The following is a 24,971-nucleotide window of genomic DNA, read 5'->3' on the forward strand; positions in this document are numbered from 1 at the left end:
AATTAAAAAACTCCCCTCTATTAATATGAAAAAAACTTAGCACATTATAGCAGGGAAGTCTATTTTTAATCTGGAGGAATTTGAACAATTAGCAAGTGTTTTAGATGGAACAATGTGGAGCTTTACAGGTAACGAAAACAATAAAAGAAAAGAGATTTTAACAATGATCGCAAACACGTATGATTATATTTATGAACAAACTGATGAAATTATGTTTTTAATAAATAAAATGCAGGCAATTTTCAGGAAGAGAGAGTTAACTGAAGAAGAAATCATGAAAATTACTGAAATAAAAGTTACAAATATAGATGATGTAACTATTTTATGTGCCTTAGACATATTACTAGGTAATCACAACGAATTTAAGTATCGTTTTAATAAGTTATCAGAAAAGGATAAAACTTTGATAAAAGACTACCCAATTTATAATTTAATAAAAAATAAGAATGAAAATCAATAGTTTTTCTTTATAATTGTTTGCAGCATAAGTAACACTAAATCTCATGTAAAGATTAAATTTAAAAATTGATAGACTATATTATATTGTGTGAGTAAAAGAAGTAGTTAACTTTAAATAGTTAACTACTTTTTGTCGTTTATTAATCAAATAAAAGGATGATTAAACAATGGACATGCAAGTATATATCGCAAATCTCGGTAAGTACAATGAAGGCGAATTAGTTGGAGCGTGGTTTACACCACCAATCGATATGGAAGATATGGAAGAACGCATTGGCTTAAACGGTGAATATGAAGAATATGCCATACATGATTACGAATTGCCATTTGAGATTAGTGAATACACACCAATCTCTGAAATCAATCGGTTATGTGCGATGGTAGAGGAATTAGAAGGCTCACCAATTTATCATGAACTATCTGAAATTCAAGGATACTGGTTTGATAGTTTGGAAGAATTACTAGAAAATCAAGATGATATTATTTGTTATGCAGATTGTGAAGACATGGAAGATGTGGCTCGTTACTATGTAGAAGAAACAGGTATGCTTGGGGAAGTACCTACTAATTTACAGAACTATATTGATTATCAAGCGCTTGGAAGAGATTTAGAAATAAACGGAAGTTTTCTTGTTACCTCACATGGTGTGTTTGAATATGTTGGATAAGTAAATATAAAAATGCGAAAACAGTCTGTGTACATGCAGGCTGTTTTCTTTTTGAAAGGAGAACCTATGAAAAAATTAAAAAGTTATACACGTATTTGGTCGGTTGAAAAAGTCATCTATGCAATTAATGATTTTCGTTTGCCCTTCCCCGTCACCTTTAATCAAATGTCATGGTTTGTACTATCTCTATTACTTGTTATGCTACTAGGAAACATCCCGCCTCTCTCTTTGATTAATGGAGCATTATTAAAATATGTGGGAATTCCTGTTGGTTTAACATGGTTTATGAGTCAAAAAACATTTGATGGAAAAAAGCCATATAGCTTTTTAAAATCCGTCATCACTTACTTTTTGCGCCCTAAATTAACTTATGCAGGGAAACCAATCAAATTACAACAAGTGAAAATGAAAGAGAATATTACTGCTGTAAGGAGTGAACTGCATGCGTTATCCGATTAAATATATAGAAAATAATCTTGTCTTCAATCATGATGGCGAATGTTTTGCTTATTATGAATTGCTTCCCTACAACTATTCTTTTTTGTCACCAGATGAAAAAATTCAAGTGCATGATCACTTTCGCCAATTGATTGCACAAAATCAAGATGGAAAAATTCATGCCTTGCAAATTAGCACGGCTAGTAGTATTCGTTCTGTTCAAGAGCGAAGTAAAAACTTAGTTACTGGTCGATTAAAAGATGTTGCTTATGCACGGATTGATGATCAAACCGAAGCACTTGTTTCAATGATTGGAGAACATCAAGTAGACTATCGCTTCTTTATTGGTTTTAAGCTGCTCTTGAATGAAGAAGAAGTCACCATGAAATCCATGGGAAAATCTATTAAAAATTCACTATCTTCTTTTGTTCGTGATGTGAACCATCACTTAATGGGGGATTTTGTTTCTATGCCTCATGATGAAATGAGACGCTTTTCTAAAATGGAGTCTTTGCTACAAAACAAAATTTCAAGGCGTTTCAAAATACGTCCCTTAGATAAAAATGATTTTGGATATTTAATTGAACATCTACATGGTCAATCAGATATTGCTTATGAGGAATATGACTATGTGCTTCCCCTAAAAAAGTTAAAACAGGAAACTTTAGTGAAGCGTTATGACATCATCAAACCAACACGTTGCTTAATGGAAGAAAAACAGCGCTATTTAAAAATCAAACAAGAAGAACAAACGACATATGTTGCTTATTTTACGATTAATTCAATTGTTGGTGATTTGGAGTTTCCATCAGATGAAATCTTTTATTATCAGCAGCAACAATTCACCTTCCCCATCGATACATCCATGAATGTGGAAATTGTGACGAATAAAAAAGCATTATCGACTGTGCGCAATAAGAAAAAAGAACTGAAAGATTTAGATAATCATGCGTGGGAATCCAATAATGAAACAGGAAGTAATGTGCTAGAAGCGTTGGAGCAAGTGAATGAATTAGAAGATGTACTCGATCAAAGTAAAGAGTCGATGTACAAGTTGAGTTATGTCATCCGAGTTTCGGCGTCTACCTTAGATGAACTGAAACAACGATGTAATGAAGTGAAAGATTTTTATGATGATTTAAACGTGAAACTCGTTCGTCCATTTGGTGATATGATTGGTTTGCACAGTGAGTTTATTCCTGCTAGTAAACGGTATATGAATGATTATATTCAGTACGTTACATCCGACTTTTTAGCGGGACTTGGGTTCGGCGCAACACAGATGCTCGGAGAAACAGAAGGGATTTATTTTGGTTACAACTTGGATACGGGAAGAAATGTATATCTCAATCCTAGTTTAGCGAGTCAAGGTGTCAAAGGTTCGGTCACAAATGCCTTGGCTTCTGCTTTTTTAGGCTCACTTGGTGGCGGGAAATCATTCTCAAATAACCTACTCGTATATTATGCTGTTCTTTATGGCGGACAAGCTCTTATCGTTGATCCAAAGGCAGAACGTGGCAACTGGAAAGAAACATTGCCTGAAATGGCACATGAAATAAATATTGTTAATTTAACAAGTGATGATTCAAACAAAGGGCTACTTGATCCCTTTGTCATTATGAAAAAGAAAAAGGATTCAGAAAGCCTTGCGATTGATATTCTTACCTTTCTTACAGGTATCTCTAGTCGTGATGGTGAGAAATTCCCTGTATTACGACGTGCGATTCGGGCCGTTGGTCAACAGGAAGAACGTGGCTTGCTTCTTGTGATTCATGAATTAAGAAGTGATCCTAATCCATTAGCTGGACCGATTGCGGACCATATTGAAAGTTTTACGGACTATGATTTCGCTCACCTTCTATTTTCAGATGGAACGGTGAAAAATTCGACTAGTTTAGAGAAACAGTTAAACATTATTCAAGTAGCTGATTTGGTGTTACCTGATGCGGAAACGAGTTTTGAAGAATACACAACAATGGAACTCCTTAGTGTTGCGATGTTGATTGTAATTTCCACCTTCGCATTAGACTTTATCCATTCTGATCGAAGCATATTTAAAATAGTTGATTTGGATGAAGCTTGGTCCTTCCTGCAAGTCGCACAAGGGAAAACACTCTCAAATAAATTGGTTCGTGCAGGACGTGCCATGAATGCTGGTGTATATTTTGTGACGCAAAATGCGGATGATTTAACAGATGAAAAACTAAAAAACAATATCGGTGTGAAGTTTGCCTTTCGTTCTAGAGATATTAATGAAATTAAAAAAACATTAGAATTCTTTGGCGTCGATAAAGAAGATGAAGGAAACCAGAGAAGACTTCGTGAACTAGAAAACGGTCAATGCTTAATTCAAGATTTATATGGGCGTGTTGGAATTATTCAAGTCCATCCCGTCTTTGAAGATTTATTCGATGCTTTCGACACTCGACCACCTGTAAATGAAAAGGAAACGAGGTGACAATGTGAACAAACAAAAACTAAAAAAGATAATTTTAACGGTAGTGCTGATTAGTGCTGCCGTTTTCCTATGTCTTCTATTACTTGGTACTTTTGCGCAAGCTGCGGGATTAGTCGATGATACGGTATCAGAAGATAACTTGTATTCCCTTTATTCATTAGATCATTACCAATTAGATTTTTATGTCGATACAGATTGGGATTGGCTTCCGTGGAATTGGAATGATGGGATTGGTAAACAGGTGATGTATGGGCTCTATACGATTACCAATTTTATCTGGATTATAAGTTTGTATTTGTCTAATGCGACAGGCTATTTAATTCAACAAGCCTATTCACTCGATTTTATTTCACAAACAGCGGATGCCATCGGGAAAAACATGCAAACATTAGCGGGGATTACAGCAAGTGGTTTTAGTAGTTCGGGATTTTATGTTGGTTTCTTGCTTCTGTTTATTTTAGTCATTGGGATTTACGTGGCTTATACGGGATTAATGAAACGAGAAACAACGAAAGCGATTCGAGCTATTCTGAACTTTTTGGTCGTGTTTATTTTGTCTGCTTCCTTTATCGCTTACGCACCAACATACATTACAAAAATCAATGATTTTTCAGCAGATATTAGTCAAGCAAGTTTAGATTTAGGAACAAAAATCTTAATGCCAAGCTCTACTAGTCAAGGAAAAGATAGTGTGGATATGATACGGGATAATCTCTTTTCTATTCAAGTCGAGCAGCCTTGGATGCTCTTGCAATTTGATGATTCGGATAAAGAAACGATTGGCGAAGATCGTGTTAATACATTAGTTTCCATTAGTCCGGATGCCAATAACGGAAAAGATCGTGAGAATGCGGTAAAAGCAGAAATTGAAGATCATGACAATAAAAATTTAACGATTACGAAGACCACTACACGTTTAGGCATGGTCTTCTTTTTATTTCTATTTAACATTGGGATTTCCATTTTTGTTTTCCTGTTATCGGGTATTATGATTTTCTCACAAATTCTGTTTATTATTTATGCGATGTTTTTACCGATTAGTTTTCTATTATCTATGATTCCAACTTTTGAAAACATGGGAAAACAAGCGATTATGAAATTGTTTAATGTGATCATGCTTCGTGCGGGCATCACGTTAATTATTACCGTTGCTTTTAGTATTTCCTCCATGCTGTACAGTTTAACAACGAGTTATCCATTTTTCTTAATTGCCTTCTTACAGATTGTCACGTTTGCGGGCATTTACATGAAACTTGGTGACATCATGAGTATGTTCAGCTTACAAAGCAATGATTCGCAAAATATTAGCCGGAAAGTAATGCGTCGTCCTTATCGCATGTTTAATCGTGGTGGTCGCCGATTGCAACGTAATATTACCCGTACGCTTGCAGGTGCAACGACAGGGGCGACAGCTGGCGCATTAGTTGGTCAGTCTAAAAAAACAAAAGGGAGTTCATCGCCACTTCGTCCATTACAACGACTAACATCATCACCAAAAAAGAATCGAGAAAAGACGAACGAACAGGCGAATCCAACTTCATTAAGTCAGAAGTTTGGTCAAGTAACTGGGAAAGTACTTGGTGCAAAAAGTCAGGTTCGAGCAAATATCAAATACCGAAAAGAACAATTGGTTGATTTACCGACGAATACTAAATATGCAGTGATGCAAGGAAAAGAACAGTTGAAAAAGCCTGTTCATGATTTTAAAGAAGGTGTTGTGCAGGCGAAAGAACAAAGAGAAAAAGCAGCAAAAGAACGCACAGTGAAACATCGACAAACAATTGCAGATAAACGACAAGCATTGGATAAAAAGCGTGCACCTTCTCGTGATCAATCTAGTCATACACGACCAGTTACTCAAAGAGAACCGATAGTGGGGAGAATTATACAGCAACAAAAGACATCATCAAACGAACAAGAAAAGATGCATAATCAAATTGAACAGTCGCAGGCACAAAGAAAAAGAACAACTTCTAAAGAACGTCCTCAAATGGAAAATAAGCAAGAAATACGAAAAGTCATGAAGCAAGTAGGTAAACCAATCAAAGTGTTGAAGAAAAGACAGCTTCAGAAACGTTCCGTGCCTACGAATAGGAGGGAACGCCAATGAAGGTTATGCGATTAAAAATCATGCTCATTACGTATGGAGTAGGATTTCTACTCTTTTTTGGCTTATTAGTTTTTGTGGCACTTTTCATTTCCAATGAAGATGATTCATCAGAGGAAAATTATTCTGACATGGATGGTGGTGGAAGCGTTTCTGTGTCAGCAGACGTATTAAAGCACCGAACAATGGTAGAGAAATATGCGAAAGAATATGGCGTTAGTGAATCTGTGTCAACATTACTCGCAATTATGGAAGTGGAAAGTGGTGGGAAATTAACTGATGTGATGCAATCAAGTGAATCAATGGGATTACCACCAAATACGTTAGATTCAGAAGAAGCATCTATAAAGCAAGGGGTAAAATACTTTGCGGATTTACTTCAATCAGCAGAATCTAAAGGTGTAGATGGAAATACGGTCATACAAGCGTATAACTATGGTGGTGGTTTCATTGATTATGTTGCACAAAGAGGAAAAAAATATAGTTTTGACTTAGCCCAAAGCTTTGCGAAAAAACATTCAGGTGGAAGTAAAACGACTTATTCCAACCCAATTGCCGTAAAAAAGAACGGGGGTTGGCGTTATCTGTATGGCAACATGTTTTATGTAGATTTAGTCAATCAATACTTTCACTCCCCACAATTTGATGGTGACCTTGTGCAACTAGTGATGGATGAAGCATTGAAATACGAAGGCTATCCTTATGTATTTGGGGGGGCTAACCCAAGCACTTCATTTGATTGTAGTGGGCTTACACAATGGAGTTATCAAAAGGCTGGAATTAATTTACCAAGAACAGCACAACAACAATATGACTTTACAGAGCATATCCCTTTATCAGAAGCAAAGCCAGGTGATTTAGTGTTCTTTCACTCCACGTATAATGCCGGAACGTATGTCACTCATGTTGGAATTTATCTGGGAGACAATCAAATGTATAACGCAGGTGATCCGATTGGCTATGCAGACTTAACGACTGCTTATTGGCAAAAACATCTAATTGGAGCCGGACGAATTAAACAATAGAAAGGGTTGAAATGGATGAAAAATATAATTAGAAAAAAAGAAAAACAAACGGTGGAAACAAAGTTATCGAAAGCAAAGGTAAAAAGTGTTGGTACGCGTAAGAAATCCGTGACTGTTTTGTGGATTGTATTAATTAGTAGCCTTGTCTTTGGGATTTTTAAGAACTTTACAGCTATTGATCAACATACGATCCATGAAAGAGAAGTCATTGAAACCAAGATGATAGATACGAATGCGATTGAAAGCTTTACGAAAAACTTTGTGAAAAATTACTATACGTGGGAAAATAATAAAGAGTCTATTGAACGCCGAGAAGAAAAATTAAGTCTTTATCTAACAGAGGAATTACAAGCTTTAAATATTGATACGGTTAGGGATGATATTCCTACTAGTTCGAGTGTGAGTGATATTGATATTTGGTCAGTATCAGAAGAAGAGGATAATGCTTATGCGGTTGTATATGCAGTAGAACAAAAGATTACGGAAGATAAAGATAGCCAAAGGATTCGTTCCACCTATCGAATTTTACTTCATCAAGATAATGCGGGAAACTTAGTGATTACAAAAAACCCCACTTTATGGAGCATACCACATAAATCAGATTTTGAGCCACAACAACCTGAAAGTGACGGAACAGTTGGTTCTGATACAGAAAAAGAAGTGATGGAATTTTTGGAGACGTTCTTTACATTTTATCCGACTGCGACGGATAAGGAGCTCGCTTATTACGTGAAAAATAATGCATTGCCTTCTATCAATAAAGACTATACATTTTCAGAGTTCATCAATCCTGTACTTCAACAATCAGGAGATCAAGTGCAAGTTTGTTTATCAGTGCAATATTTAGATGAAACAACCAAAGTAACGCAAGTTTCACAGTATGTATTAATATTAGAGAAAGATACAAACTGGATGATTGTGGATTAATTAGACGATAGTAAAATGAATATAATAGAGAAAATAAAAGATATTGTGTCATCGCAATATCTCTTATTTTTATTCTTATGTTAGTATATTCCTTTCTTTCATTAAAGTTCATATTTATTGATTAAGCAATATAAAAGTTAGCCCTTATAAATTTCGAAAAAATAAATGGATGACATCCACTCCACCAGCAAATGTACCTAAAACACTTCCGAGATTGGAAAATACAATGACCAGTAGTATTCTTGTTGCTTTATTATGCCAGAAACCTTTAACGGAAAAAACATCCTCTGACAAGTCTTCAAAATCCCTTACAGTCGGTCGCCAAAAGTAAGCTTGGATAAACCCTGCAAACAAACCAGCTGAAAGAAGGGGATTTAAGGAAGTAAACGGTGCCGCAATAAAAGCGGTTAATATTGCTAATGGATGTCCTAAAGCAATGATTGTTCCGATCGCAGACAAAGAACCATTCCATAAAATCCAGCTAATCATCTGTTGCCATCCTGCAGCAGGGTTGGCAACAAAGGTATAAACAATGATTCCGATAATTAGAATTGGAATCGCCCAACCGATTATCTTTGGTGTGATTGATTTAGGCGGTTTTGTCGTTAACTGTTTTAAGTCATGATCTTTTTGAATCTCTTTCTGGATACCTGATACATGAGCAGCCCCTAGAACTGCAACAACTTTATCCCCTGGTGCTGTTTTGATTTTCTGAGCCAAGTACTGATCCCGTTCATCAATTAATGGCTTTTTTAATCTTGGGAAATGGTCGGTGAATTCCTGCAACATGGCATTAATGGTGTCCTGTTGTTTTATTTCTTCCAGTTCTTCTTCTGAAATGCTTTCACTACTAAAAATACCGGCAATAATTTGCATTAGCAACATTGACTTGCCTTTCAAACCAATAGATCCCCAAATCCGCGAAAAGGTGATTTGAATATTACGATCCGCCAAAACAAGTTCTGCGCCTGCTTCTTTTGCAGATTCAATCCCTTGAATCATTTCCTGACCAGCTTCAATTCCAAATTGTTTCGCCATTCGTTTTTGGAAAGAAGATATAGCAAGATTTATTAAAAGCAGTGCAGCTTTTTTCTCTTTAATGACCTTAAAGATATCCATGTCCTTCCATTTGTTGCCGTCCTGAATGGATTGATAACGCTCGGCATCAAGTTCCACACAGACGGCGTCAGGTTGCTCCATTTCAATTACTTCTTTTACTTGTTCTGCACTCGCCTTTGATACATGGGCCGTACCAATTAAAATAATTTCTTTATCTTTTATTTGTAATCGAGTAATATTATCCTCTGACATACATCTAATTCCTCCAAAAAAATGCTCTTTTATTTAATAATGTGATTCAATTTTATCATTGTCTAAACCAATGACCTCGCTATTTTTTGTATATGTGAAATTGATTGGATAGAATCCAAAAACTAAGATTTTTACGATTTTCTTAATTAATTTGTAATATCTAAGATCGGTCAAATGAATCTATCTCCTCGATATGGCTAGGGGCATCTTTTTTAAGGTATTATATACATTTTTGGGATTTTGGGTAATTATGGAAATTAGATTCAGATTTTGGAGATCTTTTGTTCTTTAACGGGCAATTGTTCAAGTTGATATGGTCTGTTTTGAGACAGAAGGAATGTATTCAATACTTGCCTAATAATTGAAAAATTCTCGATGGCTTCCTGTTCTAATTTTGGACCGTGAGCTTTCCTCTGTTGGCTTTATTTTATAAATGGTTGTATTTTTATGACCCTTTTTAAGATAGACCGATAGAGATTTAGGGAGTTTCAATGCTGGAATTTCACTTAGTTCTTTTATCATATAAAGAATCACGGTATAGACTAGTTCAATTCGAGTCAACTTTTGCGGAGCTGTCAATCATAGTTGAGTCTATTCAGATCATTGAATTATTGATAGATAGTAAATCAGCTATCTTTTCTGAAGACAATCCATTTCTAGTTGAAAAGGTTCTCACCAGTTATTCAATCTTTCCTAAGTTAATAAACAATATGATTGGGAAATATTTGATCTTAATCAAATTTGAACGTCTTTTTTTCCTGAACATGGTAAAACAACCAACATTGAATATTAATTTCTATTAGAATTATCAGTCTAATTGGTGGCGATTGAACCTTTTTGGGAAAAAAGTCATTTTTAAAAATATTGATAGTTATTTTAAAAGACACAATCTTATAACATCGAGTTAATATTTCATATGGTTATTAATTTAACAGAAATTCTTTTGTGAAAATATTGAAAATGGTTCAAACATTTGCTGATGATAGTAATTTAAGAAACTCATTTTCAATTAAAATATAAGCTATCAATTTGATTAAATTGTATTTTTACATGATTTTAGAAATAAACATTGTAGCAATCCCGAAATAAATAAGTAGTGACAAAATATCATTTATCGTTGTAATGAGTGGTCCTGAGGCAACTGCTGGATCTGCATTGAACTTATAAAGAATTAGTGGAATAATTGTTCCGGCAAGTGTCCCAATAATAAGAGTGCATAGAAGTGATATGCCCACGACAAATCCAAGCATCAAGCTTCCTCTCCACACAAAGGCAATAAGTGCAACAACGATAGCACAGGTTATTCCAATAATAATTCCGACCAGTAACTCTCTCCATAAAAGTTTAGCTGTCTTTTTCATATCTAATTTTTCTGATACTAGGCCACGAACAACGACAGCGAGTGATTGAGTCCCAGTGTTTCCTGTCATCCCAGCAATCATCGGCATAAAGAATGCAAGTGCAACTACTTGTTCCAATGTTTCTTCAAATCTTTCAATAATTCCACCAGAAATAAGGCCAACAAATAATAATATTATAAGCCATGGAAGCCTCCTTCCAGCAGCTTTTAATGGTTTTGTCCGAAAATCAATTTCTTTTCCTGAAGCCGTAAGCATCCCGATATCTTCATCTGCCTCTTGATGAATAACATCAATAATATCTTCTACATGGATTACACCTTTTAATTTCCTTTTGTCATCAATTACTGGAATAGAAACGAGATCCTTATCTCGAAAGACTTTCGCTGCTTCTTCTTGATCTAAATCAGTTGGAAGACTAACAATTTCCCTTTTCATAACATCCGTAAGCATATAAGCATTTGTAGCTAATAATAGTTCGCGTATTGATAGTACTCCAGTTAATTGCTGAGATTCGTTAACCATGTATACATAATGGATGTTTCTTTTCCCTTGAACATTTTTGCGCAAATAGTAAATTGCCTGCTCAATTGTGGAGAATTCTTGTAGAACCACATATTCTTGTTTCATTATTGCTCCTGTTGTTTCATGTGCGTACATATTATTAGTCATAATAGAGACCTCCCTTAAATAAGTCCCCTTGTTAGGGGATTTTTATATTTCCTCTTTAGCAACAAACCATCAGAAGGATCAGCCATCCCCACCATCCCCTTTCATTCAGCTTTGATTGTGTATTCCTTCAATTAATTTTTATCATTCAACTGGAACATACACTTTTTTCTAAGTATTAAAAAACACCCCTCTGCAAAAAGGGGTGTGTTCATCTATTAAAGAGCATAGTGAATAAACCTCTTTCGCAGAGCTTTAGCACTATGTGGCATAAGAAAATAATCTAGCTACATTAAAAACCACCTTAAGTCGATGATTCCTGTTAACCCATTGGAGTCTTTAGACATTTCTGGGCAGTAGCGTATCTCCACATAGGAGCCTCACCTAGCGAGGAATTTATAGAATTCTTGTAGAGCAACATATCCTTGTTGCATTATTGCACTTATTGTTTCATGTACGTACGTATTATTGTCATGATAGGAATTACTTTTAAAGTGCCTCCTTGTTAGGGGCTGTATTTCTTCCTAGTAACAGATCATCAGGAGAATAGATATTCCAATCAAAACCTTTCAATCTCCATGGGAAGATATCATGATCCCATTTATTCCATCATTTGAAATTCGCCAAAATAGCTAAAAGCTAATGATTTTGGCAGCAATTAATACAACCAGTACTAAAGCAATAATAAATTGAATCCAATAGCTTTTTGTAGAAGGACCGCGCTCCTTTCTTACCACCGATTTTGAAAGTATTAGTTCCATTATCCAGATAAGCCATAATGCTAAAATACCTTTGATAACATATAACCATGGGAACTTGAGCATAATTAACATACCCAGCCCAGAAATGATCATGATTACATAAATCAGACGTAATATCATATGAATTATTTTTTTACCCTTAGGTTTTCCCATTTTCAATAAGATAAATGAAATGAAAAAAAGTAAGATAGTGATTTCCCACAAACCTGAATGTGATTGAAATAGCATATTAAACATCTTTATTATCCTCCCCAATATATTTATAATATTTGAAACTAATTTTTGTATTATATATAAACTATTTTAATAAGCATCATGTCACAAACAAAACATATCAATAACGATAATCATTCTCAGTGAAAGAAAATACTATGCTCTTGCATTGATCCTTTTAAAGTAGTATCTTAGTTTTTTCAGTTTTAATCGAAACGCATACTACCAATATCCCAATCGCATGATTAAAGATACGTGATGTTAACCATTGGGGGAGCTAATAGAGAATTCGAGTATCCATCGTCTCCCTTAAACTCCAGCACCTCTACAATACGTTCCTGTGGATTAACTCCAAATGGCTTACATCGTTCCTGATCATAAATCCACTTTGGAATGCTGCGAAGCACTTGCCACTGTTTGGATTTAGCTAACAATTCGAAATTCTGAACCAAACAACTTATCGCTGCGAAATCCTCTTCCCGCTTGTGAAAATCCTCTTCTTCTTTTGCAACAACTAATAGGAAGGGGACAGAAATATCCCTATTTAACGTTTGAAGTTTCCCTATTGTCTTTTCGTTTGTTACATATATAAAACGCCATGGTTGTCGTAGTCCGTGGTTCGGAGCCCAAATGGCTTGATTCAGCATTTCAAGAACAGTTTGTGAAGTAACCTGAAGTTTTTCTGAATGTTTCCAATCGTTCTCTCCAATTACAGTCCACTTCTGTTCTGCCGATGTTCTTCTCCTTCTTCCCCTTGGCATTTTATCAAAGTATCCTATATTTAAAATTCCAGCAAACCTTTCTCCTTCTTGCAAACCGATTTCCTTAAAGAATGATTCACCTTGAATTATTGGATCTGTGTACCACAGCATCCCCAAACCTTTCTCCCAACCTAAAAGTTGAAAATTTTGCATGACACTACATACTGAGGCGTAATTTTTATCACTTTGTTGCTGATTATTAGCAGATTCTGCAATGAAAACCAAGTTGACAGGAGTCTCCGCTACTTTTTTCGTTAAAAAGTCAATCATTTTATTGAGAACGATTTTTCCGAGTTTGCTTTCCTTCAATTTAGCTGTTATATTCACAGCTAGCCTTTGACGTGATTCATATGTGCCATAGTAAATACAACGCCACTTTGGTGTTTCCTCATTGCCATGTAAATTAGCTGCCTTATACAGTAAAGAAATGATTAGTTCTTGTTCTACCGGAATTCCATTGTATTTGCGGATGGATCTGCGTTCTGTTATCGTCTTGGGTAAGTTCAATATAATCCCTCCAATTGTTTAGCAGATTAATATAATCCTAGAAATCAAACATATTTTCGGTTGTAATTATAGAGTTGGTGGTTCAATTTTATAAACCCCATTAATTAAAGCAAAGAATAATTTAGAAGTTGTTAAAAACTATAAACCAAACTTATCTTTAAAATGTTTATCATGAAATCGCATTTCTTGTTTTTTTGCCATTGATCTCTCCAAAGCAAGCACAACCATGGCCAAAACTACAATAAAGGTAGCAAGAATGAAAGAATTACTATATGAAGGATCAGTAGACCCGTTTAATAGATTCCATTGTTTAGTATTGATTTCAAGAAAACGACTAAACAACGCAGAGCCAAATGCAGCCCCTAAAAAAATCATAAATGTGAATAATCCTGTACCAGTACCAGTTTCATTGGACGGCAATACTTCCGATATGCGGTTTGTGAGAGCCGATTGGTTTGCAGTGAAGGCTAAGCATACAAGAATCAGTAACACTGAAATCCAAATAGGAGAGGCCCCGACAATTGTGGAAAGAGCCAGAAAAGCAATGGCCATGATTGTAAAACTAAATTGATTCATGAAACGATTGCCGCGTTTGGCAATTATTATTCCAATCCGAGACCCTAATATCATTGTCATCAATCCACCTGGGAACAAAACAAGACCAATTAAACTGTTTGACATTTCATTTACTTTTGAGAGCATTAAAGGAATAATGAAAATCATCGCCATATAAGCTATAGAATTTAATAAACCCATGAAAAGAACGAGACTAAATGGGACGTTTTTCAATATTTCAATTTTAATAAATGGTTCGTTTGTATTCTGAGCTTGCCAAACGAAAAGGGCAAAAGAGATCACTGCAATGACAAATAACCAGGCTGTCACATTAATTCCCATCAGCAGCGATGTAATGGCTAGCATGAATAAAATGGCTCCCACCATATCAAAACGATTGTCGCTCTTAACTTCCTCTTCTTTCGGTGCATATTTAAGATATAACGGAAGAGTAATTAAACTTAAAAACGATATTAAAAATAAACTTCTCCACCCGAATAAATCGGTTAAAAACCCGCCCATTATTGGACCGATTGCACTACCAAACGCAACCATGGAAAATACCATACCAAGTGCATAACCACGTTGTTTCTCAGGATAATATCGTGCGGCAGCTACAAGACTTAATGTGGGAAGAGTACCTCCCCCAATTCCTTGAAGGATTCGAGCTATGATAATGAATGAATAGTTTGGGCTCATGAATCCAATTAGGGAACCTACCAGAAACATAGCCATTCCAATAACAAATAATCGACGTATAGGAAACCTATCAGATAATTTTCCAATGACAACAGCTGCAATACCGTTGAATAAGCTAAAAATGGCTGTAATCCAACTTACTTCAGAAGGCGTTAATATAAATACTTTCCTGAATTCCGGAATCGCTACATTCATCATTGTTACGTTCATTGCATTAAACAACACCATATAACATATGGAGTAAAGTAATATTTTTTGTTTTCCTGTCATCTTAAAACTCCTACCCTAACTTGTTTTTTTAATGATTCTGTTTTTCGGATATCCAATATGGATTGGCCTTCAAAGGGCTAATATATCCATCATTAAGAATCATTTAATAAATCTGTAATCCTGTCCCTATTCTGTTCAATATAACCTCCCATTCGTTTAGGTTATGAATACAAAGTTTCCCAAAGGAAAAGTTTATGGTCTACGGAAACATAAAAGCATAGAAAGATACTAGTATAAATCAATTTGTAGTATTTAAATATTATTTACTAGTCATTGACAAAAGATTATCTTGATTTTGAATGTATATCGAATAAAAATGTTTTATTCAAGTTCCATGTTATTTGAAGACTCAAGAATTCACTTTTCAAAAGCTTTTTTCCAGTGTCAATTTAAAAGTTTCGAGATTTCCATGTCTCCATATTCCTTATTGTTAACATATAAACAAAATAAAGTACAATAATAAATTGAGTTTTTAACTTATATTCATATACTTTGTTTACAGGTAAACCATATAATATGTAAATGAGGTTTGTCAATTTTTTGGTGTCATATTAAAGTGTGAGCAAAGTCAGAAAAATGACTGGACAAATAAGTATAATTATGAATGACAGCCATGAATTATACTTTAATATTCAAAAATTGATTGTCTATAATGAATGTGATATGTTAGTTTACGAGTAAACAATATCCTTAATAGAAAGTGTTTTGTAAGGAGAAGAGGTTTAACAACAGTTCAAGATGGGGGACTTGGCTTAGAATGGAGCCTATTTTTTTGAATACCCTATTTTATAATCAGATTAGATATTCTACCGCCCTTTATTAAATTACACTCAACTTTAATTTTAGGTTATATTAATTGTCAGTATAAAATAAAATTTTGCAGAAAAGGGATGATAAGGATAATGAAGCCAACAGAGGGACTTAAGCGATTGCTATACGAACGCTTTCTCCATTTTACGCATTTATTTGAACAAATTTTCTCTACCGAGATTGATGAGTTTGTTCATCTCGCACGGCTGCAGGGGATTACCTCATGGCCAAACAATATGACAAGTGTTCATGTCATTGATTGCATCGGCAATAACGAGCCAATAAACAACACATCTATTGCAGAGAAAATGAATTTATCCAAGGCGAGTATTTCGAAAATCAGCTCCAATCTAATCAAGGAGGGCTATATTAAACGAAGCCAGATGAACGATAACAAAAAAGAAGTATATTTCTACCTTTCACCCAAAGGTAGACAGATCTTTGAGCTGCACACCATGATGCATGAAAAGATAGAGCGTAGATTTATTAATGTATTTGATTCATTTTCTGAATCAGAGCTGCAGGCATCGCTAAAATTTTTTCAAACAATGATCGATCAAAGAGACAGCATCGTCAAAGGGGACGATAGGCATGATGAAGTTAAACTCTAAACGTAGTCAAAAAACGGAAGGTTCAATATCCTGTGGGGAACTATGACTATGTTCTTTTGTGTGTTTAGACCACTGGGTATGTGCAAAGTAAAATTGATGTAGGATACTTTCTCATAATTGGAGTATGTTTAGCTTAAATTATTGAATAAAACTGTGTCCAGCATTGTGAATTTAAATTCATTATTTATGTAATTACTAATGTTAACTGGTCAACGTTTAAAACAGCATTTAATTTAGTCGGTCGATTAACCCATTTGAATACATGCGTTAATCGACCACTTCTTTTTAGCTCAATTATTTTCAAAAAGGAGATCCCACCAATAATAGAAAAACAAGTATAGAATCCTAACATGAGTCCTCCTATTCAGAAGGTTTGTAACTTTTTTCTTTATCATACTTACTTCGGTATTCGAGAGGACTTATTTTATACAATTCTTTAAAAGCGGCCCCGAATTTACTCTGACTTTTATACCCTACTGTCGAGGCAATTTCCCCAACGCTTTCTTGAGTCTGAAGTAACATAGAAGCCGCTTTCCTAATACGATACTCTTTCATATATACCCCGATGGAAACCCCGTATACACCTTTAAAAGTAGCCTTTAAGGTAGTAGGACTGATACAATATTGTCTTGCTAGTTCATCAATCGTAAACCTCTGTTCAAATTGTTCCGTTATCTTCTTTTTAATCTGTTTAATAATATCAACTTGTTGCCGGGCATAAAATTTCTTCTGTTGCTCTTTAGTTGTATCAAAATAATGAAGGTATATCAAAATTTCCAGAACCTTCAGCCGATAATAATTGTCTCTAGCCTCAAGTGGAATCGAATACATACCACTGAAGATATGTTGAATACCCTTCTTCGCCTGTATAAAAAAGCATTCATCGTTTGAAAAATAGCGGTTAACAAGATTTGGAATATCAATTGGAATATCAGGGAGATAATCAGATAGTGGATCTATAAACTTATCCAAATCAATCGTAATGTTTATACCTTTGTAGTACTCTAATGGAAATTCAATACGGTCACTGTGGTTGCTCATCGTATTCATGAACAAATCACCTTCTCCTATATATTGCAGGCATCCATCTTTCATTTTACACTCAGCTCGCCCTTTAAAGCAGTGATTCAATTCCAAAATATGGAGGTTTGGGTGAAGTGTTGGCATATAGTGGCTCGCTTCAAAATTAAAGATAATCACTTCAACGCCTGGCAATACAGAATAGACAGATGCAATTCCTTGCCCTTCATATGGATTCATGCGATAAACAACATGGTGATCATCCCGCACTAAGTTCATGCTTGTATTAATATGTGAATGAGAAAATCCCTTCATACTCTTTCTTCCTTCCTCCGATACGGAACTCATTTATTCCGCTTATAGGTAATACATTTAGAATAATAATTAACAATCATGTTACTAGCTTCAATTAGATAGAACAATGATTATCTATCTGTGTGAATGAAATTTATTCCAATCAGCCAAACTTTTAATCCAATTAGTCTAGTTTCCCTAATCTTGTTGAAAATTAATTACAGAGTTAATATACTTGAAATACATACAATCAAACGATCATTTGATTGTATTATAGTTTAATTATATAGACAATAATAGAAAGGAGCAATTGTTTTATGAAAAAAACCTATAAGTTGCATGATGTGGATTGTGGAAGTTGTGCGGCAAAGATTGAGCATAGCATTCGCAAGCTTGATAATGTTACCGATGTAAAGGTGAATTTTATGGCTCAAAGAATGATTCTTGAAGCCCCAGATGATAAATTCGATGCCGTTCTTAAACAAAGCAAGAAGATTATAAAAAGAATTGATTCAGATGTGTCGATAGAGGGCTAAGCTAATGGATATTTTTTCACGTCGAATCAGTTCATAATGAATGGTCACAATTGACTACATTCAAATTGAATTATTTGAGTCAGTAGTGGCTGTAGTGCAGTCCCTGCTGACTCGAATATGAGGAGGGTACAAACATGTCAAAGAAAGAAAAAAAACGATTACTACGTATCCTTATTGCTTCCGCTGGATTTGTAGTAACATTTTTTTTAAAGTTAGATGGCTTTCCTGAATTCCTGATGTATCTCGTACCATATCTCATCGTTGGAGGAGATATTTTATGGAAAGCAGCAAGAAACATTACACGAGGACAGGTCTTCGACGAGAATTTCCTGATGTCAGTAGCCACGATCGGCGCTTTCTGCCTTGGAGTGTATTCAGAAGGTATTGCTGTTATGCTCTTTTTTCAAGTCGGTGAGCTGTTTCAATCCTATGCTGTTTCAAAATCTCGCAAGTCCATATCCGAATTGATGGATATTCGCCCCGACTATGCCAATGTGATAAGAAATGGGGAATTGCTACAGGTTAATCCAGAAGAAGTAAAAATTAATGAAATTGTTGTGGTAAGGCCTGGCGAACGAATCCCTCTCGATGGGATAGTTACAGACGGCTTTTCTGCAATTGATACCTCGGCTCTAACAGGTGAATCCGTACCAAGAGAGGTACAGGTAGGAGAAGATGTGATTAGCGGTTGTATCAACCAAACCGGTAAATTAACCATTCAAGTGAATAAAGAATACGGTCAATCTACGGTGGCGAAGATCTTAGAATTAGTTGAAAACTCGTCAGATAAAAAGAGTAAAAGTGAAAACTTTATTACTAAATTTTCCCGATACTATACACCATTTGTTGTGTTAGCTGCGGTCATTTTGGCTATCGTCCCACCTCTCATCACGGGTCAACCGTTTGTTATGTGGATTGAAAGAGCACTGATTTTCCTAGTTATTTCTTGTCCTTGTGCTTTGGTTATCTCGGTACCGCTCAGCTTCTTTGGAGGAATTGGTGGAGCATCCAAATCTGGTGTTTTAGTGAAAGGAAGCAACTATCTAGAAGCTTTGGCCAACACAGAGATAGTCGTGTTTGATAAAACCGGTACACTAACCAAAGGGAGCTTCATGATTAGTGAGATAAATTCTGATAAAGTGCCTGATCATAAGTTGTTGGAATTGGCAGCATATGCGGAGGATTACTCTAACCACCCCATCGCACAGAGTATCAAGAAGGCGTATGGAAGAAAAATTGATTCCTCCCGTATTAAAGATATAGAAGAAATCGCCGGACATGGTGTGAAAGCTGTGATTGACGGCAAAGTCGTGTTGGCAGGAAACACTAAACTTATGAAACGTGAACGCATATCTTATCAAGATAGGAATCTTGTAGGCACTGTAGTTCATTTAGCCGTAAACAATGAGTACATGGGATATATCCTCATTGAGGACGAAATTAAACAGGACGCCTCACATGCTATTACGGCTTTAAAATCGTTAGGAATCAAGCTGACCGTTATGCTAACTGGTGATACCGATGCGGTGGGGAAAAAGGTTGCCGATACGCTCAATTTAGACAAAGCATATACGGAACTATTGCCTGCGGACAAGGTGGAACACATGGAAGAATTAATGCGGCATAAAAATGCAAAAGGAAAACGGGCCTTTGTTAGTGATAGTATCAATAACGCCCCAGTCCTTGAGCGAGCTGATAAAGGAAAACTGGCGTTTGTCGGTGATGGCATCAATGATGCTCCGGTTCTTGCCCGAGCGGATATTGGAATTGCTATGGGTGGTATGGGTTCAGATGCCGCAATTGAAGCTGCAGATGTTGTAATCATGACTGATGAGCCATCCAAAATTGCTACAGTGATGAAGATTAGTAAAAAGACACTCCGTATCGCTAAACAAAACATTATTTTTGCATTGGGTGTCAAAGGAATTGTACTTATTCTAGGGGCAATTGGCATGACAACGATGTGGGGAGCTGTTTTTGCTGATGTTGGGGTATCTGTCATAGCAATACTCAACGCAATAAGGGCACTTAACGTTAAAAAATTCAACACGCCTATACAAAAATCCCAAAAACAAGAAGAAGAAGGTCGCCAAGGGGCAGTGGCATAATGTTATAGGGGAGGTATCTAGGGCTCTGTATATAATGCGCTCCCCTTTTATTATTAATTTAAAGTCCTTTCAACGGACAACTCATTTTAAAAAAGTCATCTACCATTTGATGAACCAGACGAGCTTTTTCGCTATCAGCAAGTGAATAGTAAACTTCTTTTCCCGCACGTCTACTTTTGATTAAATCATGTAATTTCAACACTTTCAAGTGGTGAGAAACGGATGCGGGACTCATGTCAAGAGCAGTTGAAATATTGTGTCCACATTCTTCGCAGTGACAGAGTAGCCAAAGGATTTGAAGACGCGAGCCATCACTTAGTTGTTGAAAAACAGCAGATCCTTCCAGGAAAAATTGGACATCAGGCATGTGCTTTAAAACATAGCTTAAATTTTTATCGTGATCGTGAAGTATTTCCTTATTTTTTATCGTAGCCACTCCTTTGATAACACATTTATTTAATTAAACAATCATTATATTAAAGTCTATGCATTACTAAGGGGCTTGTCAAGAGCATACTTCAGACATTTATTCTCGCTACCAAAGCATTTTTCATCTAAATCAAGGTGTATCTGGCCTTCCAATGATGATATTAAATTTCATATATGCCCACAATATGCAGCTTTTAAGGCTTGATAATTTTAAAATCGAAATAGTTTATTGATAGAGTGACTTAACTGGATAACTAGTAAAAGAAATTCATCGGAAAGGAAGACAATAATACATGTATAAGTTGGTTTTGATTAGACATGGAGAAAGTGAGTGGAACAAAGCAAATTTTTTTACAGGTTGGACGGATGTAGACTTGTCGGATCAAGGCATTGAAGAGGCCCAGCATGCGGGAAAAATACTCAAAGAAGAGCAATTCGTATTTGATGTAGCCTACACCTCATATTTGAAGAGAGCAATTAAAACACTAGATTATGTGCTTGAAGAAATGGATTTACTGTGGATCCCTGTATACAAGTCTTGGCAGCTTAATGAGCGTCATTACGGTGCGCTTCAGGGATTGAGTAAAACAACTACTGCTATACAATATGGAGAAGATCAGGTTAAATTATGGCGTAGAAGTTATGACATGTTGCCTCCTGCCTTGACAAAGGATGATAAACGTTATCCAAGATATGATGTTAGATATCGTGATATTGATGACGAACGTATTCCGTTAACTGAAAGTCTCAAGGAAACAGCTTTTCGGGTCAAAGATTATTGGAATAATGAAATTATACCACAGATCAAATCAGGTAAAAGTGTAATTATTGTTGCACACGGCAATAGCTTGCGGGCATTAATTAAAATACTAGACAATCTTAGTCCCGCGGAGGTTGTTGATTTGAATGTACCAACAGGTATTCCGCTAGTATATTCGTTAGATAAACACTTACGTTCTATAGGGAGTTATTACCTTGGAAGCACAAAACTATAGAAGTACAAGTTGCCAAGCTAGGCAAAGTGATAAAATTAAGTTGGACTATACGATAGTGCCGAATTTTTAAACCCTTTTTAGATTGGTTGAGGTACTTGCAGTTATGATATTTATTGTTACGAAGGATGATCATCTAAAACAGTTTAAATAAATACCGTTACATGAAAAAAACATAAAACGCTTACTAACTATCTGGTTTTACAGCTATTATCTTGTTAAATCTTCCATGAGGGCATAACAGACGCTGTGAACAGCAATTGGTTTTTAGCATTACATGAAAAAGATTTGGGGTTCTATGGGATTTGAAGAAGATATACATTTTTGATCCAGCTGACTTATGTTCAGTTGGATTTTTTCATTTAATGATATTTTTCAAAAATATTGCTCCGTTATTTGGCATTTCACAAAAAAGCTTGTTGAAGGTTATGAAAGGGGAAATCATCACCCACCTTTGCAGTTGCGAAGGGAGAGGAAATGCATGATAGTACCAAATCGTACCGAGTGGCAAGTTCGCTGTGCATTTAACGCCTTTTGTAAACGCGTATTGAAGAATGAAGCAATTAATATTTATAACGAAAGGCAACAACGGCTAACAAAAGAGATGACATTTTCGGATCTCACACCACAAGAAGCAAATCAACTTTATATCTTAGATAAACAATATGAGGGAGAAGATGGAGAATGTTTTCAAGTGGCTGGAAAGAAAATCACTCTGAAATTACTTGCTGAAGCGATGCGTACTTTGCCGAAAGAAAAGCGTAAGACAGTCCTACTATACTATTTTTTTGATAAATCAGATGTAGAAATAGCTGAACTACTAGAGATTCCTCGTAGTACAGTTCAATATAGACGGACAAGCTCTTTTAAAAGGTTAAAGCGATTTTTGGAGGAACATGCAGATGACTGGGATGATTGATGTTAACACAAAAGACAACGAACGTGGTTTATTACCGTATCCAATCATTTTAGCTGCAAATAAGGGTGAACCAGAAGCAATGAAACTAGTTGTTTTACATTATGGAAGCTACATGACTAGTTTGTCGATGCGTAAACTTTATGATGAACAAGGCAATACGTATTGGGGCATTGATGAAGATACACGTGAACGTTTACGTTCGAAGCTGATGCAAGCCATTTTAGCTTTCAAGATTTGATTACATGGTTATGTTTTCCCTTTCGCATATATATTGTTCTTTGACAAAGAAAGCACAGAAGAAAACGCTGTGCAGTATAAACTGAAACTCAGATACGTTCTACTGATGCAGAGCCACTTGATTCATACGCCTTGACTTTCGATAGAAACGAGCGATAATCTATGAGTCTAATACAATCGTGGTGGATTGCTGGCGATAACCCATCAGTCTGGATAATGATACTCCTCTATCGTCATGGTTCGAGCGTTCAAAGCGTCGCAAGCTATGAGTAGAGCTGGAAGAAATACTTGCAGGGGTGAAATTCCCGTGGAGCTGTACCAACAGCCGTCTGATTTTTTAATAGTATTAAATTATCGTTGTTTCTAGTATGTATTCTTCTGTTACTGAAAAGGAGGTATATATAATGAAGGAACTGATTACAAAAGATGATTTAATTCAACTTGGATATCCTAAATATACTTCGATACGAATTATTAGACAAGCGAAACAGATCATGGTACAAAAAGGGTATCCATTTTATAATAATAAACGCTTAGGGCGTGTACCAAAAATGACAGTCGAATCGATTCTAGGTTGTGAACTAGAATTGGAGGAAGACAGTCATGGCTAAAACCAAATATGCAGGGGTTTATATTGATAACAATGGCCAATATTTTTATGAAACGGAATTAGGAACGGATCGCATTACTGGAAAACGACTCCGAAAAAAAGGACGCACCAATCAACAAGGAAGAAAGTTTACTTCTGCTTTACAAGCTTATAAAGAATTAGTACGGGTAAAAAATGAATATCATCAAGCAAATGGTTATGGAAATTATCATATGACATATGGTCAATTCATGGATACTGTGTACATTCCAGCTTATGAAACAGAAGTAGAAGAAAGTACCTTTTATGTTCGCGAACGAACGTTGGAAAGTATGAGAGATCGTTTTTTAAACATTGAGCTCCGTTCTTTAGCAGTAGAAGATGTCCAACGTTATCGAACCTGGTTACTTTCTGATAAAGGTGCTGGTTATTCTCAGGCATATGCAAGTTTGGTATTTGGTATGTTTCGTAAAAGTCTAGATATGGCAGTTGATATGCAATATCTAGAAGTAAATGTATCTAAAAAAGTGAAAGCTATTCCTAAAGGAAAAGCGGTTGTTCCTTATTGGACAAAAACAGAATTTGAGAAGGTAATTTCTACAATCTGTCTGGATGATTTTTATGAACACTTATGTTTTGTGATGTTGTGGACGTATTTCATGACAGGAATACGTGTTAGTGAAGGGACAGCCCTGTGGTGGGATGATGTAGATTTTAAAAATAAACGACTTCGCATTCATCATTCCTTGTATTTACGAAATAAAAGTAATTGGAAGCGAAAAGATTATACGAAAACAGAGGATGGCAAACGGATTATTTCTTTGGATGAAGATACGATACAAGTGTTGCAAGAATGGAAACAACGACAATCAAAAATAGGGATTGACGATTTTGTTTTTAGTTATGATGGAACACCGATGATTAAATCGACACTTGCTAGAATTATTCAACGCTATGCAAAGCTCGCAAATGTTCATCGTATCCAAGCCAAAGGGCTTCGACATTCACATGCATCCTATCTCATTAATGAATTTAACATTTCTGTTTTGATTCTATCCAAACGTATGGGTCATTCTAGTCCGGAAATTACGTTAAAACATTATTCACATATGTGGTCAGGGGTAGATGAATTGATTGCGGAAGAAATGACAGGTAACATTAAGATACAAACCGCAGAAAAATCAGGTGTATCATTTAATGGCAATCAAGCAGTAAAAAAATAAGTTCCGCCAGAATCCCC

General features: G+C 35.7%; 20 protein-coding genes, 1 pseudogene and 1 riboswitch. Of the genes and pseudogenes, 14 read left to right on the forward strand and 7 right to left on the reverse strand.

What is annotated here, in order from left to right; all coding sequences use genetic code 11:
- Nucleotides 1-112: 112 nt before the first annotated feature.
- The 7 genes from GN217_RS14875 to GN217_RS14905 all read left to right on the forward strand — a co-directional run bounded on the left by GN217_RS14875 (nt 113) and on the right by GN217_RS14905 (nt 8,082).
- Nucleotides 113-460 (forward strand): hypothetical protein, encoded by a 348-nt coding sequence (locus GN217_RS14875; protein WP_156857449.1) that lies wholly within the window; start codon nt 113-115, stop codon nt 458-460.
- Between the two features lie 166 nt (nt 461-626).
- Nucleotides 627-1,127 carry an antirestriction protein ArdA gene (locus GN217_RS14880; protein WP_156857450.1) on the forward strand — a complete coding sequence of 167 codons (501 nt, stop codon included), beginning with the start codon at nt 627-629 and terminating at the stop codon, nt 1,125-1,127.
- Nucleotides 1,128-1,193: 66 nt separating this feature from the next.
- Nucleotides 1,194-1,586: a conjugal transfer protein gene (locus tag GN217_RS14885; RefSeq protein ID WP_156857451.1), complete on the forward strand. Its 393-nt coding sequence runs from the start codon at nt 1,194-1,196 to the stop codon at nt 1,584-1,586.
- Complete coding sequence (tcpF, locus tag GN217_RS14890) at nt 1,570-4,023, forward strand: conjugal transfer ATPase TcpF (RefSeq protein WP_156857452.1); 2,454 nt, start codon at nt 1,570-1,572, stop codon at nt 4,021-4,023. The genes GN217_RS14885 and tcpF overlap by 17 nt, the downstream gene beginning before the upstream one ends.
- On the forward strand, nt 4,004-6,133 hold the full coding sequence (locus GN217_RS14895; RefSeq protein ID WP_156857453.1) for a CD3337/EF1877 family mobilome membrane protein: 2,130 nt from the start codon (nt 4,004-4,006) through the stop codon (nt 6,131-6,133). The genes tcpF and GN217_RS14895 overlap by 20 nt, the downstream gene beginning before the upstream one ends.
- A gap of 5 nt (nt 6,134-6,138) precedes the next feature.
- Nucleotides 6,139-7,155, forward strand: coding sequence for a bifunctional lytic transglycosylase/C40 family peptidase (locus tag GN217_RS14900; RefSeq protein WP_232334459.1), 1,017 nt, complete (start codon nt 6,139-6,141; stop codon nt 7,153-7,155).
- 15 nt (nt 7,156-7,170) lie between these two features.
- Nucleotides 7,171-8,082, forward strand: coding sequence for a conjugal transfer protein (locus tag GN217_RS14905; protein WP_156857455.1), 912 nt, complete (start codon nt 7,171-7,173; stop codon nt 8,080-8,082).
- Between the two features lie 144 nt (nt 8,083-8,226).
- On the opposite strand, the gene GN217_RS14910 is transcribed toward GN217_RS14905, so the two are convergent.
- The 5 genes from GN217_RS14910 to GN217_RS14930 form a co-directional block, all read right to left on the reverse strand.
- Nucleotides 8,227-9,393, reverse strand: a complete 1,167-nt coding sequence (locus tag GN217_RS14910) for a TraB/GumN family protein (protein WP_156857456.1) — start codon at nt 9,391-9,393, stop codon at nt 8,227-8,229.
- Nucleotides 9,394-10,439: 1,046 nt separating this feature from the next.
- Entirely contained in the window at nt 10,440-11,423 is a 984-nt protein-coding gene (gene mgtE, locus GN217_RS14915) for a magnesium transporter (RefSeq protein ID WP_156857457.1), read from the reverse strand.
- A gap of 230 nt (nt 11,424-11,653) precedes the next feature.
- A riboswitch (M-box (ykoK) riboswitch) is annotated at nt 11,654-11,819 on the reverse strand.
- A gap of 233 nt (nt 11,820-12,052) precedes the next feature.
- The gene (locus GN217_RS14920; RefSeq protein WP_156857458.1) at nt 12,053-12,418 is read right to left on the reverse strand and encodes a DUF1516 family protein; all 366 of its coding nucleotides are present in this window, start codon (nt 12,416-12,418) and stop codon (nt 12,053-12,055) included.
- Between the two features lie 221 nt (nt 12,419-12,639).
- A complete protein-coding gene (locus GN217_RS14925; protein ID WP_198042678.1) occupies nt 12,640-13,662 on the reverse strand; it encodes a nitroreductase family protein in 1,023 nt (340 codons plus the stop codon).
- A gap of 138 nt (nt 13,663-13,800) precedes the next feature.
- Nucleotides 13,801-15,186 carry an MFS transporter gene (locus GN217_RS14930; protein WP_156857460.1) on the reverse strand — a complete coding sequence of 462 codons (1,386 nt, stop codon included), beginning with the start codon at nt 15,184-15,186 and terminating at the stop codon, nt 13,801-13,803.
- 902 nt (nt 15,187-16,088) lie between these two features.
- Between GN217_RS14930 and GN217_RS14935 the strand changes: the two genes are divergently transcribed.
- A complete protein-coding gene (locus GN217_RS14935) occupies nt 16,089-16,607 on the forward strand; it encodes a MarR family transcriptional regulator (protein WP_156857461.1) in 519 nt (172 codons plus the stop codon).
- A 360-nt stretch (nt 16,608-16,967) separates the two neighbouring features.
- Here the strand turns inward: GN217_RS14935 and GN217_RS14940 are convergent, their stop codons facing one another.
- Entirely contained in the window at nt 16,968-17,942 is a 975-nt protein-coding gene (locus tag GN217_RS14940; RefSeq protein WP_198042679.1) for a helix-turn-helix domain-containing protein, read from the reverse strand.
- A gap of 296 nt (nt 17,943-18,238) precedes the next feature.
- Here GN217_RS14940 and GN217_RS14950 point away from each other — a divergent pair.
- Nucleotides 18,239-20,502 (forward strand): annotated as a pseudogene (locus GN217_RS14950) (heavy metal translocating P-type ATPase); the annotation flags it as partial.
- 121 nt (nt 20,503-20,623) lie between these two features.
- Here GN217_RS14950 and GN217_RS14955 read toward each other — a convergent pair.
- The gene (locus tag GN217_RS14955; protein ID WP_232334456.1) at nt 20,624-21,001 is read right to left on the reverse strand and encodes an ArsR/SmtB family transcription factor; all 378 of its coding nucleotides are present in this window, start codon (nt 20,999-21,001) and stop codon (nt 20,624-20,626) included.
- Nucleotides 21,002-21,287: 286 nt separating this feature from the next.
- On the opposite strand from GN217_RS14955, the gene gpmA reads away from it, so the two are divergent.
- The 5 genes from gpmA (at nt 21,288) to GN217_RS14980 (ending at nt 24,954) form a co-directional block, all read left to right on the forward strand.
- On the forward strand, nt 21,288-21,989 hold the full coding sequence (gene gpmA / locus GN217_RS14960; RefSeq protein ID WP_156857465.1) for a 2,3-diphosphoglycerate-dependent phosphoglycerate mutase: 702 nt from the start codon (nt 21,288-21,290) through the stop codon (nt 21,987-21,989).
- Nucleotides 21,990-22,467: 478 nt separating this feature from the next.
- Nucleotides 22,468-22,905: an RNA polymerase sigma factor gene (locus tag GN217_RS14965; protein WP_156857466.1), complete on the forward strand. Its 438-nt coding sequence runs from the start codon at nt 22,468-22,470 to the stop codon at nt 22,903-22,905.
- Nucleotides 22,889-23,143, forward strand: a complete 255-nt coding sequence (locus tag GN217_RS14970) for a helix-turn-helix domain-containing protein (RefSeq protein WP_156857467.1) — start codon at nt 22,889-22,891, stop codon at nt 23,141-23,143. The genes GN217_RS14965 and GN217_RS14970 overlap by 17 nt, the downstream gene beginning before the upstream one ends.
- Nucleotides 23,144-23,546: 403 nt before the next feature.
- Nucleotides 23,547-23,753 carry a DUF3173 domain-containing protein gene (locus GN217_RS14975; RefSeq protein WP_077604216.1) on the forward strand — a complete coding sequence of 69 codons (207 nt, stop codon included), beginning with the start codon at nt 23,547-23,549 and terminating at the stop codon, nt 23,751-23,753.
- Complete coding sequence (locus GN217_RS14980) at nt 23,746-24,954, forward strand: tyrosine-type recombinase/integrase (protein ID WP_156857468.1); 1,209 nt, start codon at nt 23,746-23,748, stop codon at nt 24,952-24,954. Before GN217_RS14975 ends, GN217_RS14980 begins: the two co-directional genes overlap by 8 nt.
- The last annotated feature ends 17 nt before the right edge of the window (nt 24,955-24,971 follow it).

It is taken from the genome of Oceanobacillus sp. AG, assembly GCF_009746545.1.
Taxonomy (GTDB): domain Bacteria; phylum Bacillota; class Bacilli; order Bacillales; family Amphibacillaceae; genus Oceanobacillus; species Oceanobacillus indicireducens.

Bases quoted from the DNA above. Each gene is read 5' to 3' on its own strand.
- GN217_RS14900 (WP_232334459.1), top strand. From the start codon at position 6,139: ATGCGATTAAAAATCATGCTCATTACGTATGGAGTAGGATTTCTACTC.
- GN217_RS14895 (WP_156857453.1), top strand. From the start codon at position 4,004: ATGAAAAGGAAACGAGGTGACAATGTGAACAAACAAAAACTAAAAAAG.
- GN217_RS14935 (WP_156857461.1), top strand. From the start codon at position 16,089: ATGAAGCCAACAGAGGGACTTAAGCGATTGCTATACGAACGCTTTCTC.
- GN217_RS14970 (WP_156857467.1), top strand. From the start codon at position 22,889: ATGACTGGGATGATTGATGTTAACACAAAAGACAACGAACGTGGTTTA.
- GN217_RS14975 (WP_077604216.1), top strand. From the start codon at position 23,547: ATGAAGGAACTGATTACAAAAGATGATTTAATTCAACTTGGATATCCT.
- mgtE (WP_156857457.1), bottom strand. From the start codon at position 11,423: ATGACTAATAATATGTACGCACATGAAACAACAGGAGCAATAATGAAA.
- GN217_RS14910 (WP_156857456.1), bottom strand. From the start codon at position 9,393: ATGTCAGAGGATAATATTACTCGATTACAAATAAAAGATAAAGAAATT.
- GN217_RS14940 (WP_198042679.1), bottom strand. From the start codon at position 17,942: ATGAAGGGATTTTCTCATTCACATATTAATACAAGCATGAACTTAGTG.
- GN217_RS14920 (WP_156857458.1), bottom strand. From the start codon at position 12,418: ATGTTTAATATGCTATTTCAATCACATTCAGGTTTGTGGGAAATCACT.
- GN217_RS14880 (WP_156857450.1), top strand. From the start codon at position 627: ATGGACATGCAAGTATATATCGCAAATCTCGGTAAGTACAATGAAGGC.
- GN217_RS14980 (WP_156857468.1), top strand. From the start codon at position 23,746: ATGGCTAAAACCAAATATGCAGGGGTTTATATTGATAACAATGGCCAA.
- GN217_RS14930 (WP_156857460.1), bottom strand. From the start codon at position 15,186: ATGACAGGAAAACAAAAAATATTACTTTACTCCATATGTTATATGGTG.
- GN217_RS14965 (WP_156857466.1), top strand. From the start codon at position 22,468: ATGATAGTACCAAATCGTACCGAGTGGCAAGTTCGCTGTGCATTTAAC.
- tcpF (WP_156857452.1), top strand. From the start codon at position 1,570: ATGCGTTATCCGATTAAATATATAGAAAATAATCTTGTCTTCAATCAT.
- gpmA (WP_156857465.1), top strand. From the start codon at position 21,288: ATGTATAAGTTGGTTTTGATTAGACATGGAGAAAGTGAGTGGAACAAA.
- GN217_RS14905 (WP_156857455.1), top strand. From the start codon at position 7,171: ATGAAAAATATAATTAGAAAAAAAGAAAAACAAACGGTGGAAACAAAG.
- GN217_RS14885 (WP_156857451.1), top strand. From the start codon at position 1,194: ATGAAAAAATTAAAAAGTTATACACGTATTTGGTCGGTTGAAAAAGTC.
- GN217_RS14875 (WP_156857449.1), top strand. From the start codon at position 113: ATGTGGAGCTTTACAGGTAACGAAAACAATAAAAGAAAAGAGATTTTA.